Annotated in this window: 13 protein-coding genes; 6 read left to right on the top strand and 7 right to left on the bottom strand. The window is 73.1% G+C overall.

Annotated features, from left to right (window positions below; genetic code table 11):
* The 3 genes from DSM104299_RS06140 to DSM104299_RS06150 are packed head-to-tail and all read right to left on the bottom strand — an operon-like array spanning position 1 to position 6,222.
* Positions 1–1,197, bottom strand: coding sequence for an MGH1-like glycoside hydrolase domain-containing protein (locus DSM104299_RS06140; protein WP_432419772.1), 1,197 nt, complete (start codon positions 1,195–1,197; stop codon positions 1–3).
* Complete coding sequence (locus tag DSM104299_RS06145) at positions 1,194–4,742, bottom strand: M36 family metallopeptidase (protein WP_272476407.1); 3,549 nt, start codon at positions 4,740–4,742, stop codon at positions 1,194–1,196. The genes DSM104299_RS06140 and DSM104299_RS06145 overlap by 4 nt, the downstream gene beginning before the upstream one ends.
* A 34-nt stretch (positions 4,743–4,776) precedes the next feature.
* Positions 4,777–6,222: an MFS transporter gene (locus DSM104299_RS06150; RefSeq protein ID WP_272476408.1), complete on the bottom strand. Its 1,446-nt coding sequence runs from the start codon at positions 6,220–6,222 to the stop codon at positions 4,777–4,779.
* Positions 6,223–6,319: 97 nt separating this feature from the next.
* On the opposite strand from DSM104299_RS06150, the gene DSM104299_RS06155 reads away from it, so the two are divergent.
* Together DSM104299_RS06155 and DSM104299_RS06160 are read left to right on the top strand one after the other, a co-directional pair.
* The gene (locus DSM104299_RS06155) at positions 6,320–7,147 is read left to right on the top strand and encodes a helix-turn-helix transcriptional regulator (protein ID WP_272476409.1); all 828 of its coding nucleotides are present in this window, start codon (positions 6,320–6,322) and stop codon (positions 7,145–7,147) included.
* The gene (locus DSM104299_RS06160) at positions 7,140–7,946 is read left to right on the top strand and encodes a hypothetical protein (protein WP_272476410.1); all 807 of its coding nucleotides are present in this window, start codon (positions 7,140–7,142) and stop codon (positions 7,944–7,946) included. The genes DSM104299_RS06155 and DSM104299_RS06160 overlap by 8 nt, the downstream gene beginning before the upstream one ends.
* Before the next feature lie 90 nt (positions 7,947–8,036).
* Here the strand turns inward: DSM104299_RS06160 and DSM104299_RS06165 are convergent, their stop codons facing one another.
* The 4 genes from DSM104299_RS06165 to DSM104299_RS06180 form a co-directional block, all read right to left on the bottom strand.
* On the bottom strand, positions 8,037–8,588 hold the full coding sequence (locus DSM104299_RS06165; protein WP_272476411.1) for an acyltransferase: 552 nt from the start codon (positions 8,586–8,588) through the stop codon (positions 8,037–8,039).
* Positions 8,589–8,628: 40 nt separating this feature from the next.
* The gene (locus DSM104299_RS06170; protein WP_272476412.1) at positions 8,629–9,489 is read right to left on the bottom strand and encodes a sigma-70 family RNA polymerase sigma factor; all 861 of its coding nucleotides are present in this window, start codon (positions 9,487–9,489) and stop codon (positions 8,629–8,631) included.
* Between the two features lie 237 nt (positions 9,490–9,726).
* Positions 9,727–10,452, bottom strand: a complete 726-nt coding sequence (locus tag DSM104299_RS06175) for an SGNH/GDSL hydrolase family protein (protein WP_272476413.1) — start codon at positions 10,450–10,452, stop codon at positions 9,727–9,729.
* On the bottom strand, positions 10,445–11,689 hold the full coding sequence (locus DSM104299_RS06180) for a 4-alpha-glucanotransferase (protein ID WP_272476414.1): 1,245 nt from the start codon (positions 11,687–11,689) through the stop codon (positions 10,445–10,447). Before DSM104299_RS06180 ends, DSM104299_RS06175 begins: the two co-directional genes overlap by 8 nt.
* Positions 11,690–11,791: 102 nt before the next feature.
* Here DSM104299_RS06180 and DSM104299_RS06185 point away from each other — a divergent pair, with 102 nt between their 5' ends.
* From DSM104299_RS06185 to glgB, 4 genes are all read left to right on the top strand, one after another.
* A complete protein-coding gene (locus DSM104299_RS06185) occupies positions 11,792–13,756 on the top strand; it encodes an alpha-1,4-glucan--maltose-1-phosphate maltosyltransferase (RefSeq protein WP_272476415.1) in 1,965 nt (654 codons plus the stop codon).
* Positions 13,757–13,902: 146 nt separating this feature from the next.
* The gene (gene treS, locus DSM104299_RS06190) at positions 13,903–15,573 is read left to right on the top strand and encodes a maltose alpha-D-glucosyltransferase (RefSeq protein ID WP_349294532.1); all 1,671 of its coding nucleotides are present in this window, start codon (positions 13,903–13,905) and stop codon (positions 15,571–15,573) included.
* Complete coding sequence (locus DSM104299_RS06195) at positions 15,570–16,979, top strand: maltokinase N-terminal cap-like domain-containing protein (protein WP_272476417.1); 1,410 nt, start codon at positions 15,570–15,572, stop codon at positions 16,977–16,979. The genes treS and DSM104299_RS06195 overlap by 4 nt, the downstream gene beginning before the upstream one ends.
* Positions 16,976–19,207, top strand: a complete 2,232-nt coding sequence (gene glgB, locus DSM104299_RS06200; RefSeq protein WP_272476418.1) for a 1,4-alpha-glucan branching protein GlgB — start codon at positions 16,976–16,978, stop codon at positions 19,205–19,207. Before DSM104299_RS06195 ends, glgB begins: the two co-directional genes overlap by 4 nt.
* Positions 19,208–19,211: the final 4 nt, after the last annotated feature.

Raw genomic sequence — 19,211 nt, forward strand, 5'->3', positions numbered from 1 at the left:
TCAGCCCAATGTAGGCGGCGGCGCGGGGTCGAGCAGCTCCCACAGCAGCGTCGACCAGCCGAACGCGTGCGCGCCCATGCCGTAGCCCAGGCGGGCCTCGTAGTACTCGCGGAAGCCCTCGCGGGCGACGACGGCGTGCAGGCGGGCGGCCAGCGCGTCGGCCTCGGGGTCCAGGCCGAGGCGGCGCAGGCCGAGCGAGACCAGCCAGGCGCTGTTGACCCACGACGGGCCGCGCCAGTGGCGGTGCCGGCCCCACCAGGTCTCCTGCGCGGTGTAGGTCGGATCGTCGAGCGACACCGCCGGCAGCGGGATGCCGCCGGCGAAGCCGGGCGAGCGCAGGACCTCGGCGACCAGCCGCTGCGCGATCGCGTCGGGCAGGTCGGGGAGCGCGAGCGGTGCGAGCGTGTCCCACGTGAGCGGCCGTGCCGCCGGCGGCGTGGGGTCGGCGGCGTTGCGCACGTCGTCGGCGAAGCGCCCGCGGCGCTCGTCCCACAGGCGCGCGACCAGCGCCGGCGTCGGCGACGGCCGCCCCAGCGCCTGCTCGCTCAGCGACCAGGCGACGTTCGTCAGCACCTCGCACACCACGGGGTGGCCGGCCGCGGCGATCCGGCGCGCGTCGAAGCCGAGCCGCCGGTTGCGCGCGATCAACACGGGGAACAACGGCCGGCCCTGGCCGAGCCGGCCCCAGACGTGGTCGAACTTCGGCGACGCGTCCAGCCCGGACTCGTCGCTCTGGATCAGCCACAGCAGCCCGTCGTCCTCGAGCGCGCGGTGCTCGCGCAGCCACGCGTGGTGGGCCAGGATGCGCGGCTCCTCGATCGGCGCCGACCCCGCCGCCCACGCCCAGGCCCACGCGAGCAGCGGCGGTTGGATCGTCCGCGTCATCAGGTCCTCGCGCGACGCGATGTTGTAGCGGATCGCCCGCTGGGCGTCGAGCGGGCGGCCCCAGAGGATCGTGTGGCCGATGAAGCCGTCGGGGTCGGCGGCGGTCACCAGCGTCCGCAGCTCGGCGCGCGCGCCGGCCGGGTCGAAGCGCCGGCGCACGATCGCGTGGAAGCACGAGTCCCAGTACCACTGCCACGGATAGGAGCGCGGGCTCGGGACCGAGAACGCGTAGCGCCGTCCGCGGTACTCGCCCTCGCGCCAGTTGCCGTCCAGGAGGGCCCGCGCGGCGACGCCGACGTCGAACGTCGTCAGTGCTGCTGCGCGGGCTTCTTGTAGGGCTTGATCGTCAGCGTCGCGGTGAACGGCGTGACCCCGATCCGGATGGTGGCCTTGACCTTGACGCTGTGCGCCTTGCTCTTGCGCAGCGCCGTCAACAGCTTCTTGGTGGCCTTGATCGTGATCTTGACGCGTCCGTTGGACGGCACCGTGAAGGACGTGGTCCCGGCGCTGCTCTTGCTGACCAGGGCCTTGATGATGCCCTTGGCCTTGGCCGGCGTCGCGCGGAAGGTCAGCGTGTAGCGCCCCTTCTTGTCCAGCCGCACGGAACGGGTCAGGCTCTTCATGGTGGCCTTGGGCACCTTGAAGAGCGGGGTGGCGTTCCCGGCGCCGCCGGTGCCGCCCGTCCCGCCGCCACCGGAGCCCGGGTCGGTCCCGCCGCCGCCGCTGCTGCCGCCGTCGCCGCCGCCCGCGTCACCGCCGTCGCGCGGCGTGCCCGGGCCCGGCTGGCTGCCGGCGACGAACGTGCGGTCGGCGCCGGTGGCCACGACCGCGCCGTTGCGCAGCGCGACCGCGCGCACGTGGTAGGTCGTGCCGGCGGCCAGGCCGCCGGTGGCCACGGTGAAGTCCTGCAGGCCGCCGCCGGCCGTCAGCGTGGTCGCGGGGGAGCGGGCGCCGTAGGTCGTGGTCGTGCCGAGCTCGAACGCGGCGGTCGTCCCGGCCACCGTGCCCGGGTCGATCCGGGCGTGGAAGGTCGCGGCGTCGTCGATCAGGCCCGTCGGCGCGTCGGTGACCGCGCACGTCGGGTCCGCGGTCTGCAGCGACCACGACGTCAGCTTGCCCTCGTCGCCCTGGCCGGAGTCGGTGATGCGCAGCGTCCAGGTGCCGGCGCGGTCCTCGCCGGCGAAGCGCGCCAGCGGCTGGTTGGGCTTCCACGCGCCGCTGACGGTCGTCGTCGTGGTCACCAGCTCCTGGATCGGGTTCGGCGCGCTGTCGTCGAAGATCAGCGGCGCGGCGGCCACGAGGTGGCCGGGCGAGTAGAAGTGCTGGGTGTCGATGCCCGGCCGCTCCATCAGGTCGACGGTCGTCCCGGACGGCGAGGTCAGCCACGCGTGCAGGTCCCCGATCCAGTTCTGCGTCGCGGCGAGCGTGACGCGCAGCGCGCCGACGCGGCGGTGCGCCGGGACCTCGAGCGTCGAGGCCAGGCCGGCGGCCGGGGCGTTGTCGGTGATCGTCGCCGCCGGTGCGTAGGTGCGGGCGAACGCGCCCGACGTCCCGCTGCCGACGGGCAGGCTGATCGGGAAGCTCTGCGTGCCCTGGTCGGAGGCGATCGTGAGCGTCGTCGCGGCGACCGCGCCGCAGCCCAGGGTGGCCGCGACGCGCAGGCTGAACGGCGCGCTGGCCTGCGCGTGGCCGGCGATCGTGCCGAGGTCGGCGCTGCCCTGCCCGATGGTGACGCCGCCCGACGCGGCGGCCAGCGTCGCGCGCACGTGCGTCAGCGGCGCGTCGCCCGGGTTGGTGATCGGGATCGTGAGCGGCGTGTCCTGCTCCAGCTGCGCGGCGGCGGTGCTCGGCGCCCCGGGCGCGGCGACCGGCGGGGTGTCGAAGGCCTCGGTGACGTGCGTGGAGTTGGCCGACGTCGCGCTCGCGCTGAAGCCCATGCCGCGCTGGGCGAACACGTCCCAGATGTCGGCGCGGTGCGTGCCGCCGGCGATCGTGTCGGCCGCCAGGATCTCGTCGCGCATCTCCAGGAAGTCCGGCTGCTTGGGGGAGAGGCGCAGCGCGCTGGTGATGAGGTCGCGCGCCGTGTAGGCGCCGATCCGCTCGCGCAGGTCCCACAGCGTCTCGGCCCAGATCTCGCCGTCGGCGTGGACCTCGAAGAGCGGGTGGTCGGAGTTGTAGGCGTCGATCCGGCCCATGTCGCCGTAGGTGAAGCCGCCGGGGCCCGCGAGCGGCGTGCCGGGGCAGTGCGGGCCGGTGTCCTGCACGTGGCAGTCGACCGCGTTGAAGCGGATCCCGGTCTGGTCGTCGTTCGTGGCGTAGGCGCCGATCAGCTCGTCGCCGGGGGTGGCCGGGTCGTCGACGAGCTGGCCCTCGTCGGTGAGGTAGTCCAGGGCGTACCAGTCGCTCCAGCCCTCGCCCATCGCCTGCGACTGGCGCGCGACCAGGCCGTCGGCCTTGCCGTCGCCGCCGACCAGGCGGCTCGTGAGCCCGTGCGCGTACTCGTGGTAGACGACGGTCGCGTCGTCGCCGCCGTTGACCGCCGGGTAGGGCGTGGTGAACAGGTACATCTGCATGACCGGCGACTGGCCGTCGGGCTTGGTGGTCATGTTGGCGTTGTTGACGCCCGAGTAGTCGTCGGTCTCGGCCTTGAGCGGGTCGTCGTCCTGGAACGCGTCCGACGCGGGCGTGAACTCGATCGGCGCCTGGGCGAGCCAGTCGTGGAACTTGTTCGTGTAGTAGAAGACCTGCGTCGTGACCGGGCTGACGTTGGCGGCGGCGGTGCTCGGCGAGGCGCCGTCCCACGTGCAGACGCCGCCGAAGTGCGTCGGGCAGGTCCGGCCGGTGGCCGGCGCCACGCCCGTCGTCGTGAAGCTGAAGTTGCTGCCGCCGCTGGTCGCGATCTCGGCGTCGCCGCCGATCCCGTCCGGCGCGACGCGGTCCGGGTAGGCGTGGACGTTGGGCCCCGCCAGCCCGCTGACCGGCGTGCTCAGCCACGGCCCGATGGTGCGCGTCGCGAGCGTCCCGTCGCCCGGATGCTGCTCGAGGACCTTGGCGTTGGCGGTGACGAAGTCCGTCAGCGAGTGGCGCGTGAGGACCGCGCCGCTGGCGGCGTCGACGAGCAGCTCGTACACGTACGGCGCCGCGCCCGCGACCGTGAGCTCCCAGGCGAGGTGGTCGCCGTCGGGGTCGGCGAGGGTGACCAGCGACGCTTGGTCGCCGTTGGCGAAGGTGGTGGTCTGGGCGGCGTCGGCTCCGACGGTGCCGGGGTCGCCGTCGACCGCGACGCCGAGGTCGCGCTGGGCGGCGCCGCGGGCGGCGGCCGGGCCGAGCGGCGGCGCGGTGCTCGGCGCGTCGAGGTCGTGGACCGGCGCGCCGGCGGTGTTGACCAGGCGCCCGTCGGCCGTGACGTTCGCGGTCAGCGCCGAGTCGTAGGCGGGGATGCCGTCGTCGACCTGGCGGAAGGCGAGGTGGGTGACGCCGTCGCCGGTCGTCGAGCGCTGGGCGAGCCGCAGCGACGCGAGGTCCTGGTCGTCGAGGCCGTAGGCGCCGGCGTGGTCGCGGACGTAGCCGAGCGCGACCGCGGCCGGGTCGGCGCCGCTGGGCCCCGTCAGGAAGCCGTCGGCGCGGCCGACGTTGCGCACGCCGCCGGTGATCGCGTCGGTCGCGACCGTGCCCTGGGCGCCCAGCTTCTTGGCCAGCGCGGCGCGCGCGTCCGCGGTCGCCGGGGGCACCACGGCGACGTCTCCCGCGCGCGCGTCGAAGTCCGGCCGGCCCTCCGTGGAGGGCGGCGCGACGGCCTGCGCAGGCGTGCCGGCGAGGGCGATCAGCGCACTGCTGAGCGCACACGTGGCGAGCACCTCCCGGATCGGCCATCTCCGCACGTCCTCCGTTCTATCGGCCCGAAGGGGTCAGTGCGTGAGAATTTGCATGCACCTGGCGTATCGCCGACGGCCGCCACAGGGTCAAACCGGCCGCGATCAGGGCGCCTCCGGCGGTCCACAGGCCCAGCGCGGCTAAGGCATCACTGAATCCACCGGGAGTCGGTGGATCGCCCGCGAGGCCGAAGAACAGCGTTCCGCCGAGCGCGATGCCCAGGACGGCGGCCGTCTGCTGCGTGGTCGCGAGCAGACCGGACGCCGAGCCCGCGGACGCGACCGGCACGTCGCGCAGGACGAACGCGATGGCGCCGGGCATCAGCAGGCCCTGACCGGCGCCCATCAGGGCCAGGCCGAGGACGAGGGGAACGGTGGGGAGGTGCGCGTCGCTCTGGTTCAGGACGAGCGCTCCGGAGGTCGCGAAGGCGCCGAGCGCGGTGACGAGCGCGCCGAGCGTCATCACGCGCTGCGGACCGCCGACGCGGGGCGCGATCCGGGGCGCGGCGAGCGACGTCGCGAAGAACGCGGCGGCCAGCGGCGTGAAGACGACGCCGGAGAGCACCGGGCTCAGGCCCTCGCCGCGCTGGAGGTACTGGGCGAGGCCGACGAAGTAGACCGGGACCGCGCCCCAGAACGCGAGGACGATCCCGATGCCGGTCACGAACGGGCGGACGGCGAACAGCGAGAGGTCGACGAGCGGCGCCGCGCCGCGGGCGCTCAGCCGGCGCTCGTGGCGCAGGAACAGCGCGCCGACCGGCAGCGCGGCGGCGATCGCGACCGGCACCCACAGCGGCCAGCCGGCCTCGCGGCCCTCGACCACGGGCGCGACGACGAGCAGGAGCGCGAGCGTGCCGAGGGCGACGCCCACGACGTCGAGGCGGCGCGCCTCCGCGGCCTTGGACTCCGGCAGCACGCGGCCGGCGAGGACGATCGTGACGACGCCGATCGGGACGTTGATGGCGAACACCGCGCGCCAGCCGGCCAGGGCGATGAGCGCCCCGCCGACGATCTGCCCGGCGACCGACGCGACGCCGATCACGCTGCCCAGGAGCGCGAACGCGCGCGGGCGCTCCTGGGGCGAGAACTCGACCTGGATGATCGAGAGCACCTGCGGCTGCATGAGCGCGGCGCCGAGGCCCTGGACCACGCGGGCGGCGATCAGCGTCGCCGAGGTCGGCGCGGCGCTGCACGCGGCCGAGGCGAGCGTGAAGAGCCCCATGCCGGCCCGGAACGCGCGCCGGCGGCCGATCGCGTCGCCGATCCGGCCGCCGGTGATCAGCATCACCGCGTAGGCCAGGACGTAGCCGGCGACGATCCACTGGATCGCCGAGGCCGGCGCGTGGAGGTCGCGCTGGATGGCGGGGTTGGCGACGTTGACGATGAAGACGTCGAGGATCGCCATGAACATCGCCGTCAGGACGGTGCCGAGGACGAGCCCGCGGGGCGCTCGGGTTGCGGTCATGGGTCGAGGGTGCGACCATCGGGATCCAGGTACAAGAGAGGGGCTCATCCTGGTATTCCCAGCACCACCCTTGGAGACGACGGAGGATGACGGCGCCGTGCGCCGGCGCGAGCTGGCCGACTTCCTGCGCACGCGCCGCGCGGCGCTGACGCCGCGAGACGTCGGGCTGCCCGAGGGCGGGCGGCGGCGCACGCCGGGGCTCCGGCGCGAGGAGGTCGCCGCGCTCGCCGGGGTCGGGACCACGTGGTACACGTGGCTCGAGCAGGCGCGCGACGTGCGCGCGTCGCGCTCCGTCCTGGAGGCCGTCGGCGAGGCGCTGCGGCTGACGCCGGCCGAGCATCGCCACCTGGTGCGCCTGGGGCGCGGCGAGGAGCTCGCGCTGCCCGGTCCGCAGCGCGAGGTCGTGAGCGGCACGCTGGACCGGCTGATCGCCAACCTCGGCGCGAACCCGGCCTACGTGCTCGGTCGCCGCTGGGACTACCTCGCGTGGAACGACGCGACCGCCGCGCTGTTCGGCGATCCGGCCGCGCGGCCGCCCGAGCGCCGCAACCACGTCTGGGCGCTGTTCACCGATCCCGAGCGCCAGGCGCTGGTCACCGACTGGGACGACACGACGCGGGCGGTGGTCGCGCGCTTCCGCGGCGACGCGGCCCGCCACGTCGGCGATCCGGCGTTCGAGGAGCTGATCGCCGACCTCAAGGCCGTCAGCCCGGAGTTCCGGCGCCTGTGGAAGCGCCACGAGATCGTCGGCGACCTGGTCGGCCGCAAGGTGCTGCGCCATCCGGACGTCGGCCTGCTGGCCTTCGAGCACGCCGCGCTGCGCCCAGCCGAGGCGCCCGAGCAGCGCCTGATCCTGTACTCGCCGCTGCCCGAGCACGACACGGCGAGCAAGATGATGCGCTTGATGGCGGCCTGGCGTGGCTGACGATCCCGCCGACGCGCTGTACGCGGGCGAGTTGGAGGACTTCGTCGGGGCGCGCGACGCGCTGGCCAAGGCGCTGCGCGCGGACGGCGACCGCGACGGCGCGGTGGCGGTCAAGAAGCTCGCGAAGCCGACGCGCGCGGCGTGGGCGGTCAACCGGCTGGTGCGCGAGCGGCCGGAGGAGATCCGGGCGCTGGTCGCGGCCGGGGAGGCGCTGGCCGGCGCGCAGGAGCAGCTGCTGGACGGCGCGGACGCCGCCGTGCTGCGCGGCGCCGCCGAGGCCGCGCGCCGGCTGGTCGACGCCCTGGCCGCCGAGGCGTCGGTCGACGGCGCGGCGCGCGACAAGGTCCGCGCGACGCTGCACGCGGCGACCGTCGACCCGGAGGTGCGCGCCGAGGTGGCCGCCGGCCGGGTGGTCAAGGAGCGCAGCGCGGCGGGCTTCGGTGGGCTGGAGGCGCTGATCGCGGCGGGCCGCGGGACGACGAGCGCCCCATCGCGGCCGACGAAGGGCAAGGGCAGAGCTAAGGCGAAGCGCGCCGCGGAGCCGCCGGCGCCGCCCGAGCCCGCCGGCCCCGACCCGCGTGAGGTCCGGCGCCGCCGCGACGCGCTGCGCCGCGCCAACGAGGCCGAGGCCGACGCCGAGTCAGAGCTCGACGGCGCGCGCCGCGCGCTCGAGCAGGTCGAGGCGACGCTCGTCGCCCGCCGCCGCGACCTCGAGCAGGCCGAGGCCGCGGTCTCCTCCGCCCGCGACCGCCGCGAGCGCGCCGAGGCCGCCGCCGCCGAGCTGGACGAGGTCGGCTGAGGGCACCTTCCAGGTCGTCTTCACCCCACCTATGAGGGCGAGAACGACCCGGATCCCCGGCGGCCGGTGATGCGGGCGCGAAGCGCCGAGCTAGCCGCGCACGATCGCGTGGGCGGCGATCGTCGCGCCGGACGGGACCTGCGCCCCGGAGAGGATCGCGGCGCTCGGCCCGACGCGGACGTCGTCGCCAACGGCGACCGCCGCGGCGCTCAGGCCCTGCTCGCGCAGCGGGCGCTCGACGTCGTCGGCGTTCGGCTCGGCGTCGATGAGGACGACCTCGTCGGCGAGCAGGCAGCGGGCGCCGATCGACGCGCCCTGGAAGGCGGTCACCACGCAGCGCTCGCCGAGCGTGGTGCCGGCGCCGATGCTCAACCGTGCGCCCGGGCCGACGTGGAAGCGACAGCCGGCGCCCAGCGCGACGCCCGCGCCGATCGCGACGCGCGCCCCGTCGGCCAGGTCGAAGACGACGTCGCGGTCGATGACGACGTCGGCGCCGAGCTCGACGCCGAGCCGGCGCGCACGACCCGCCCGCCGGCGGTCGCGCCGCCCGGGCGCGCGGCGCGGCCGGCTCGGCGGCGCCACCGCGGCGGGGCCGGCGAAGACGGGCGGGGGTGCCTCAGAACGACGAAGGGCGGCGCACATGGCGCCGCCCATCGTTGCAACTGATCGCGCTCGAAGCGGCCTACGCGGCGACGCGGAGGCCCTTGACGTCGCCGTCGGCCGCGAGGCGGCGCAGGGCGCGCTCCTCGGCCTGGCGAGCCTTCGAGGGCGGCATCCCGAGACGGCGGGCGGCCTGGACGAGCGTGTGCTCGCCGTCGCCACCGGTGCCGAAGCGCAGGTGGATGACCTCGCGCTCGTCCTCGGGGAGGCGGTTGACGGCGTCGCGCAGCGACGACGCCTCGGTCTCGCGCTCGACCTCCTCGTCGACGGTCTCGCCGTCGGCGGGAAGCAGGGCGCCCAGCGCGGTCTCGCCGTCGTCGCCGACGGTCTGATCGAGGCTGGCCAGCGCGCGGTCGCGCTCACGGAGCAGCGCGACTTCCTCGAGCTCCAGCTCGGCCGCGGCGGCGATCTTCTCGTCCGTCGGCGGCTCGCCGTGCTCGGCGGTCAGCTCCCGCTCCACACGCGCGATCCGGCGTGCCCGCTGCGACATATGGGAGGGCAGGCGGATCGTGCGGCCCGTGTTGTCGAGGCCGCGCTGCAGCGCCTGGCGGATCCAGATCGTCGCGTAGGTCGAGAAGCGGTAGCCCTTGCGGTAGTCGAACTTCTCGACGGCGCGGATCAGGCCGAGCATGCCTTCCTGGACGAGGTCGTCCAGGGTGAGGCCCTGCCCCACGTAATGCCGCGCCACGGAGACGACCAGCCGAAGGTTGGAGTTGACCAGCAGGTCCTTGGCGTCGAGATCGCCCTTCTCGATGCGCTGGGCGAGCTCGATCTCCTTGGCGGGATCGAGGAGCTGGTACTGGCTCGCACGCCGCAGGAGCTGGTCGAGCGGCGACGCGAGGACGTCGTTCGTGAACGTGGGGGTGAGGGTGGAGGGGGTCAACAAAGGTCCTTTCCCGGGCAGAAACCCGATAACTACACTCGGAATTCTACGCCAGATTCGTTGCTCGCGCAACTGTGCAACGTGTCACGGAGGCACGGAGTTGCGGTGGGGGAGGGGATTCGGGGTCGGAGCCGCCTGCCTCGGCGACAGCGAAACCTTCCCATCCTCCGATGAAGCGCTCCTAAGGAGGGACGTGCTGCCCTCTTCGGCGCACATTGATACGTCCCCTGCCCGGGGTCAAACGTTACGTTCGACCGCTCTACGCCGCCAATCTCGGACCAGATGAGCGATCTGGCGTGTGGCCGCGTACGCGGCGTCGGCGCGCCATCCCGCGCGGACGGCAGCCAGCGCCGGCGGCGATACGTCCAGATCCAGTGCGTCGGCGGCGCGGCGGGCGATCTCGAGCTGGCCGAGCGCGGTCGGGTGGACGGCGTCAGGAAACTGATGCCGCCAGCCGCCGAAGTCGTCGAGATCGACCACCGTCGAACCCTTGGAGGCCGCAAGGTTGCGCACGATCGCGTTGAGATCGGCCACTTTGGCACCGGCCCGCGGCCGGCCGAGGTCGAGCGGCACGGTCGCGACGCAGACGCGCGCGGCGCGGGCGCCGACCGCGTCGAGGATCCGCTCCAGCGCGGCGGCGAACACGCGCGGTTCCCAGTCGAGCGCACGCACGTCGTTGGTGCCGACGCCCACGCACGCCAGCGCGTAGTCGCCCCGCAGCCGGCCGAGGAACCCGTCCGCGACCTGCGGCGCAGATGCACCCGGTCGGGCTAGTCGGTGGAAGGGCAGGTCGAGGGTCTCGGCCAACCACTGGGGCCAGACGCGCGGCGGGACCCCGAACGCGCCCTCCTCCGGCCCGCAGAGGATCGAGTCGCCGAGCGCCAGGACCGGGCCGCCCTCGGGCAAGCCGGCGGGCATGCCTGCAGCGAACGCCGGAGGCTCGCCACCGGCGAGGTCAGGCACGCCCGGCCTCTTCGGTCGCCGCGCGCAGCCGCTTGGCGTGCGTCGCCCGCAACTGCCCCTTGCGCAGCGCGAACTTCCACGCGCCGCCCGCGGTCCCGGGCAGGTTCATCCGCGCCTCCGACCCGAGCCCGAGGACGTCCTGGACCTGGAGCATCACCACCGGCGCCGGCGACGACATCCACAGCCGGATCAGGCCCCACACGACGGAGTCGTGGTCGTCGACGTCGTCGCCCTCCAGCCCCGCCGCGCGCAGCGCGCGCTGCGCCTCCTCGCGCCGCGGCGCCTCCAGCGTCGACCACCAGCCGCGCAGGGTGTCGGTGTCGTGCGTGCCGGTGTAGGCGACGACGTCTTCCCGGTGGTTCTCCAGCCGGTGCGGTCCGCGCGGGTCCTCGGGGTCGAACGCGAACTGGAGCACGACCATGCCCGGGTAGCCGAGCTCGCGCCGCAGCCGCGTGACCGGCGGCGTGATGACGCCGAGGTCCTCGGCGATGAAGGATCCGGACCCGGTCCACCCGAGCGCGGTGCGAGCGGCCGCGAACGGCGCGCGCCCCGGCCCGCGCTGCCACGTCCCGCCGCGCGCGTCGCGGTCGGCGGCCGGCACCGCCCAGTAGGCGACGAACCCGCGGAAGTGGTCGATGCGAGCCATGTCATACAACTCGAACGTGCGCCGGAAGCGCTCGACCCACCAGCGGTAGCCGCGCCGCTGACTGGCCGGCCAGTCGTAGATCGGGTTGCCCCAGCGCTGGCCCGCCGCCGTGAAGGCGTCCGGCGGCACGCCGGCGACGATGCCGTCGAGGAACAGCTCCGGCCACGCCTTCTGGTCGTAGGACCCGGGCGCGACGTAGATCGGGACATCGCCGATCAGCCCGACGCCGCGCTCGGCCGCGTAGGCGCGCAGCGCCGCCCACTCGCGGTCGAAGCGCACCTGGTCGGGCAGCATCTTCGGTGGCAGCGAGCCGGCCCAGAACGCGTGGCGCCCGACGAACGCGTCGATCTCCTCACGGTCGACCGGCGCGTCGGGGCGCTCGAGGAACCCGTTCCACGCCGCGAACGCCGACGACGCCTTGTACGGCGACCCATAGCGATCGGGCGGGCCGAGTGGGAGCATCTGCCACCAGCGCTGCCCGGCCGCCGCCAGCCAGTCGACGAACCGACGGGCCTCGGGGCCCAGCCGACCGCCCGGCAGCGAGGTGAGATGAAGCTGGACGCCGCTCGCGCGTCCGGTGAGGTGGTTCATGCGGTCGGTCACTGAAAATCCACGTTGATAAGACGCCAATCTGGGAAGAGTCGCCACTACGTGCCCGCTCGTCCGACCGATCAACCTGCCTCGTCCCGCGTCGTGAAGAACGGTGGCGGGACCAAACGCGCCAAGCCCGCGGCACCGCCGCGCATCGTGCTCCTGGAGCCCGGTCCCGTCATCGACGGCGGTCGCTTCGCCCCCAAGCGCACGGTGGGCGAGGCGGTCGACGTCCGCGCCACCATCTTCGCCGACGGCCACGACGTCCTGCGCGCGGTCGTCAAGTGGAAGGCGCCCGGCGGCCGGCGCTGGAACGAGGCGCCGCTGACGCACGTCGACAAGCACGTCGAGGGCGACACGTACGCCGGGACGTTCACGGTCGAGCAGCTCGGCCGCCACCAGTGGACGATCGAGGCGTGGATCGACCGCTTCGCGTCGTGGCGCGAGGAGATCCGGCGCAAGGTCCAGTTCGGCCAGCACGACCTCGCCGGCGAGCTGAGCGAGGGCGTCGTGCTGCTCCAGGCCGCGGCCGAGCGCGCCAAGGCGTCCTCCGACCGCCGGCTCATCCAGCACGCGATCGCCACGCTGACCGACGACGAGGCGCCCGAGGAGGCCAAGCACGACGCCGTGCTCGGGCCCGAGCTGGCCGCCGCGATCGACCGCTACCCCGACCGCACCGACGAGGCGGCCTCGCTGCCCGAGCCGTTCGAGGTCGACGTCGACCGGCCGCTCGCGCGCTTCGGCTCCTGGTACGAGCTGTTCCCGCGCTCGTGGGGCGGCCTGGCGGGCACGGCCGAGGTCCTCCCGCAGATCGCCGCGCTCGGCTTCGACGTCCTCTACCTCACACCGATCCACCCGATCGGCGTCACGAACCGCAAGGGCGCCAACAACGCGCTGACCGCGGGCGAGGGCGACCCGGGCTCGCCGTGGGCGATCGGGCTGGCCGGCGTCGGCGGCCACGACGCCATCCATCCGGAGCTCGGCACGCTCGACGACTTCCAGCACCTGGTCGACGTCGCTCGCGACCACGACGTCGACATCGCGATCGACTTCGCGATCCAGTGCAGCGCCGACCACCCGTGGCTGACCGAGCATCCGGAGTGGTTCCACCGCCGCCCGGACGGCTCGCTCAAGTACGCCGAGAACCCGCCCAAGAAGTACCAGGACATCTACAACGTCAACTTCCAGTGCGAGGACTGGAAGAACCTGTGGAACGCGCTGCGCGACGTCGTCCTCACCTGGGTCGAGCGCGGCGTCAAGGTGTTCCGCGTCGACAACCCGCACACCAAGCCCATCGCCTTCTGGGAGTGGCTGCTGCGCGAGGTCCGGGCCAAGCACCCGGACACGATCTTCCTGGCCGAGGCGTTCACGCGCCGCGCCGTGATGCGCACGCTGGCCAAGGTCGGGTTCAACCAGTCCTACACCTACTTCACGTGGCAGCAGTCGCGCTGGGAGCTGGAGCAGTACCTGCACGAGCTGGCCCACGAGACGGCCGACTACTACCGCCCCAACTTCTTCGCCAACACGCCGGACATCCTCACCGAGCAGCTGCAGCACGGCGGTCGCGCGGCGTTCGAGTCCCGGCTCGTGCTCGCCGCGACGCTCAGCCCGACCTACGGGATCTACTCCGGCTACGAGTGGATCGAGCAGACCGCGGTCAAGCCCGGCAGCGAGGAGTACCTGGACTCCGAGAAGTACGAGGTCAAGGAGCGCACGCTGGACGGCGCGCCGCTGCTCGGCCTCGTCCGGCTGCTCAACGAGGCGCGCCGCGCGCACCCCGCGCTCCAGCACCTGTCCAACCTCACGTTCCTGGACACGCGCAACGACGGCCTCATCGCCTACATCAAGCAGCACGAGGACGACGCGGTCCTCGCGGTCGTCTGCCTCGACCCGCAGTGGGCCCAGGAGGGCTCCGTCTACGTGCCCGACAACCTCGGCCTGCCCTGGAGCTTCCAGGTCCAGGACCTGCTCGACGGCAGCCGCTACGACTGGCGGGTCGGCGACAACTACGTCCGGCTCGCGCCCGGCGACCGCCAGGCGCACCTCTTCCGGGTGGTGAACGGGTGACCATCGAAGCGCGGGAGACGGCGGCCGACGACCACACGCCGACGCGGTTCGAGGCCGCCGAGGGCGGCTCGCTCGAAGCCGAGCACGAGGGCCAGGCCAAGACGCTCAGCCCCGCCGATCCGACGCACTGGTTCGAGCGGGACCCGATGTGGTTCAAGCGCGCGATCTTCTACGAGATCCACATGCGCGGGTTCTACGACGGCAACGACGACGGGTCGGGCGACTTCGTCGGGCTGACCGAGAAGCTCGACTACCTGCAGTGGCTGGGCGTGGACTGCATCTGGCTGCTGCCGATGTTCGCCAGCCCGCTGCGCGACGGCGGCTACGACATCGCCGACTTCTACGCGATCCATCCGGACTACGGAACGGTGGAGGACTTCGAAGCCTTCATCCTGGCCGCGCACGAGCGCGGCATCCGCGTCATCGCCGACCTGGTGATGAACCACACGTCGTCGGACCACCAGTGGTTCCAGGACGCGCGCAACGCGCCGGCCGGCTCGCCCGAGCGCGACATGTACGTGTGGTCGGACACCGACGAGAAGTACGCCGACGCGCGCATCATCTTCACCGACACCGAGACGTCGAACTGGACGTGGGATCCCGTGGCCGGCCAGTACTTCTGGCACCGCTTCTTCTCCCATCAGCCTGACCTCAACTACGACAACCCGGTCGTCCACTCGCGCATGCTCGACGTGCTGCGGTTCTGGCTGGACCGCGGGCTCGACGGGTTCCGGCTCGACGCCGTGCCCTACCTGTACGAGCGCGAGGGCACCAACTGCGAGAACCTGGAGGAGACGCACGAGTTCCTGCGCAAGGTGCGCGCCACGGTCGACGAGGAGTACCCCGACCGCGTGCTGCTCGCCGAGGCCAACCAGTGGCCCGAGGACGTCGTCGAGTACTACGGCAAGGGCGAGGGCGACGAGTGCCACATGGCCTTCCACTTCCCGGTCATGCCGCGCATGTTCATGTCCTTGCGCCGTGAGGACGCGACGCCGATGCTCGAGATCCTCGACCGCACGCCGGCGATCCCGCGCACCGCGCAGTGGGGCCTGTTCCTGCGCAACCACGACGAGCTGACGCTCGAGATGGTCACCGACGAGGAACGCGACTACATGTACGGGGAGTACGCCAAGGACCCGCGCATGAAGATCAACGTCGGGATCCGGCGCCGGCTCGCGCCGCTGCTGGACAACGGCCGCGACGAGATCGAGCTGATGACGGCGATCCTGTTCTCGCTGCCGGGCTCGCCCGTCCTCTACTACGGCGACGAGATCGCCATGGGCGACAACATCTACCTCGGCGACCGCGACGGCGTGCGCACGCCGATGCAGTGGACCGGCGACCGCAACGGCGGGTTCTCGCGCGCCGACTTCGCGCAGCTCTACGCGCCGCCGCTGATGGACCCGGTCTACGGCTTCCAGGCCGTCAACGTCGAGGCGCAGCTGCGCACGCCGACGTCGCTGCTGCGCTGGCTGCACCGCTTCATCGCGCTGCGCAAGGAGCACCCGGTCTTCGGCCTCGGCGACTACCGCCCGCTGCACACCGAGAACCCGCGGATCTTCGCCCACCTGCGCACCTACGCCGACGACGTGATCATGTGCGTGCACAACGTCGCGCGCTCCGCGCAGGCGGTCCAGCTCGACCTCTCCGAGCACGAGGGGCGCTACCCGGTCGAGATGTTCGGCCGCTCGCGCTTCCCGCGGATCGGCGAGCTGCCCTACCTGCTGACGCTCGCCCCGCGCGGCTTCTTCTGGTTCGTCCTGGAGAAGCCCGCCGAAGAGACCGATGACGACAACAACGGCGAGGAGAGCGCATGACGACGCCGGTCCGCGAGCTGCGGCTCCCCAGCGAAGACGACCTGCGCGAGTTCGTGATCGCGCAGCGGTGGTTCGGCTCCAAGTCGCGCGAGGTCGCGCACTTCCGCGTGCTGGAGACGATCCCGCTGACCGAGCAGCCGCTGGGCATCGCCGTGCTCGAGGTCGAGTTCCTGCCCGGCACGCACGAGCTCTACCAGCTGCCGATCGGCGCGCGCCCCGCGGGCGAGTGGAACGAGGGCATCATCTGCGTCAACGAGGGCATGGCGATCTACGACGCCATGAGCGACCCGGAGACCGCGCGCCAGCTCGTCCGGCTGATCGCCCGCGACACCGCGATCGAGACCGGCCAGGGGACCGCCGAGTTCCGGGCGGTCGGCGAGGGCGCCCACCCGCTGCCCGCCGAGGTCGGCGTCGTCCGGCCGATGGGCGCCGAGCAGTCCAACTCCTCGGTCGTGCTCGACGAGAAGTACGTGTTGAAGGCCTACCGCCGGCTCGGCGCAGGTCCCAACCCCGAGCTCGAGATCCTGCGCTTCCTGACCGACCTCGACTTCCCGCACATCGCCGCGCTGCGCGGCTGGTACGGGCACTCTGGCCGGCTGATCGACACGACGCTCGGCATCGTCCAGGACTTCCTCGGCGGCGCGACCGACGGCTGGGACCTGGCGCTCGCCGACCTGCGTGAGGACCCGTCGCGGTTCGTCGCCCGGGCGCGGGCGCTCGGCGAGGTCACCGGGCGGCTGCACACGGCGCTGGGCTCCGACAACCAGGACCCGGCGTTCGCGCCCGAGGACACCTCGGCCGAGGCGCTGGGGCTGCTGACCGCGACCGTGGACGAGGAGATCGAGCGCGTCTTCCTCGACCTCCCCGACGACCGCGAGGACCTCGCCACCATCCGCGGCCGCGGCGAGGAGGTGCGCGAGAAGCTGCGCCTGCTCACCCAGGTCGGGTCGGCGGGGCGCGTCATCCGCCACCACGGCGACTACCACCTCGGCCAGGTGATGCACACCGCCGACGGCGACTGGGTCGTCCTGGACTTCGAGGGCGAGCCCGCCCGCACGCTGATCGAGCGGCGCCGCAAGCGCTCGCCGCTGCGCGACGTCGCCGGGATGCTGCGGTCCTTCGCCTACGCCGCGACCGCGTCGGAGCTGCTGCACGGCGCCGCCGCGCCGGCGGGCTGGGAAGACGATGTGCGCGCCGCCTACCTCGACGGGTACGTCGAGGAGACCGACCAGTCGCTGCTGCCGCCCGGACGGGCGGCGGTCGAGCGGCTGCTGGCCGTCTTCGAGCTGGAGAAGGCGGTGTACGAGCTGCGCTACGAGTTGGACAACCGGCCCGACTGGGTCAAGATCCCGGTGGCCGGGATCGCGCGGCTGCTCGACCCCGAGACGACGGAGCCGGAGGCATGACCCGCACGATGCAGGACGAGCGCTTCACCAAGGCCTGGCAGAGGGACGCGGAGGCGCTGTCGCACAACGAGCTGGCCGATCCGCACGCGCTGCTCGGCGCGCACCCCGACGGCGACGGCGGCACGGTCGTGCGCGCCTGGCGCCCGGGCGCGTCGCACGTCGTCGTCAAGGTCGCCGGCGGCATGGACTACGGCTGCGAGCTGGTCCACGACGCCGGCGTCTGGGCCGCGCACCTGGACGGCGTCAAGCCGTCCCCGCCCTACGAGGTCGAGACGCGCTACCCGGACGGCGTCCGCGCGACGGGACCCGACGCCTACGCCTTCCCGCCGACCGTCGGCGACCTGGACCTCCACCTCGCCGGCGAGGGCCGCCACGAGGAGATCTACGAGCACCTCGGGGGCCACCTGCGCGAAGTTGAAGGGGTTGCCGGCACCGCGTTCGCGGTGTGGGCGCCGAGCGCGAAGGCCGTCGCCGTCGTCGGCGACTTCAACGCGTGGGACGGGCGGCTGCACCCGATGCGCTCGCTCGGCTCGTCCGGGATCTGGGAGCTGTTCCTGCCCGGCGTCGGCGAGGGCGCGCTCTACAAGTTCGAGCTCCGGACGCAGGGCGGCGCGCTGCGGGTCAAGACCGACCCCTACGCGCAGCAGGTCGAGATCTCGCCGAAGACGGCGGCGATCGTGACCCGGTCCGGGCACGAGTGGAACGACGCCGAATGGGTCAAGGACCGCGGCGACCAGCTCCAGCACGAGCGCCCGATCTCGGTCTACGAGGTCCACCTCGGCTCGTGGCGGCGCGACCCCGACGACCCCGCGCGGCTGCTCAACTACACCGAGCTCGCCGACCAGCTCGCCGAGTACGCCACCGACATGGGGTTCACGCACGTCGAGCTGCTGCCGGTCATGGCGCATCCGTTCACGGGCTCCTGGGGCTATCAGGTCACCGGCTACTTCGCGCCCGATCCGCGGCTCGGCACGCCCGACGACCTGAAGGCCTTCGTCGACCGCATGCACGAGCATGGCGTCGGCGTCCTGCTCGACTGGGTGCCCGCGCACTTCCCGCGCGACGACTGGGCGCTGGCGCGCTTCGACGGCACGGCGCTCTACGAGCACGACGACCCGCGCCGCGGCGCGCATCCGGAGTGGGGCACGTTGGTGTTCAACTTCGGCCGCAACGAGGTCCGCAACTTCCTGCTGGCCTCCGGCCTGTTCTGGTGCCGCGACTTCCACGCCGACGGCCTGCGGGTCGACGCGGTCGCGTCGATGCTGTACCTCGACTACTCGCGCAAGGCCGGCGAGTGGATCCCGAACGAGTTCGGCGGGCGCGAGGACCTCGAGGCGGTGGAGTTCCTCAAGGAGCTCAACACCGTCCTGCACGCCCGCGAGCCGGGCGTCATCAGCGCCGCCGAGGAGTCGACGGCGTGGCCGGGCGTCTCGCGGCCGACCTACGTCGGCGGCCTGGGCTTCGGGTTCAAGTGGAACATGGGGTGGATGCACGACACCCTGGACTACTTCGCGCACGACCCGATCCACCGGCGCTACCACCATCACGAGCTAACGTTCTCGTTGATGTACGCCTTCAGCGAGAACTTCATCCTGCCGCTCTCGCACGACGAGGTCGTCCATGGCAAGGGCACCATCTACTCGCGGATGCCCGGCGACCACTGGCAGAAGCTCGCCAACGTGCGCGCGCTGTACGCCTACCAGTGGGCGCACCCGGGCAAGCAGCTGCTGTTCATGGGCCAGGAGTTCGCGCAGCCGGAGGAGTGGAACGCCGAGCGATCGCTGGACTGGCACGTGCTCGACGAGCGCGACGAGAGCGGCGCGCCGACCTACGGCGGCGTCCAGGCGCTGGTGCGCGACCTCAACTTCGCCTACCGCGAGGAGCCCGCGCTGTGGCAGCGCGACAGCGACCCCGAGGGCTTCGCGTGGATCGAGGCCAACGACGCCGAGAACTCGGTGGTGGCGTTCATGCGCACCGCGCGCGACGGCCGCGCGCTGGTCTGCGTGATGAACCTGACGCCGATCCCGCGCGAGAGCTACCGCGTCGGCCTCCCGCACGGCGGCCGCTGGCGCGAGGTCATCAACACCGACGCGCAGCAGTACGGCGGCTCGGGCGTGGGGAACATGGGCGGCGTCGCGGCCGAGGAGCTGCCCTGGCACGGCCAGCAGCACTCGGCGGCGATGACCCTGCCGCCGTTGGGCGTCCTGTGGTTCGCCCCCGAGGGTTGAGGGG

Origin of the sequence: Baekduia alba, assembly GCF_028416635.1 — a bacterium.
GTDB classification, from domain to species: Bacteria; Actinomycetota; Thermoleophilia; order Solirubrobacterales; family Solirubrobacteraceae; genus Baekduia; species Baekduia alba.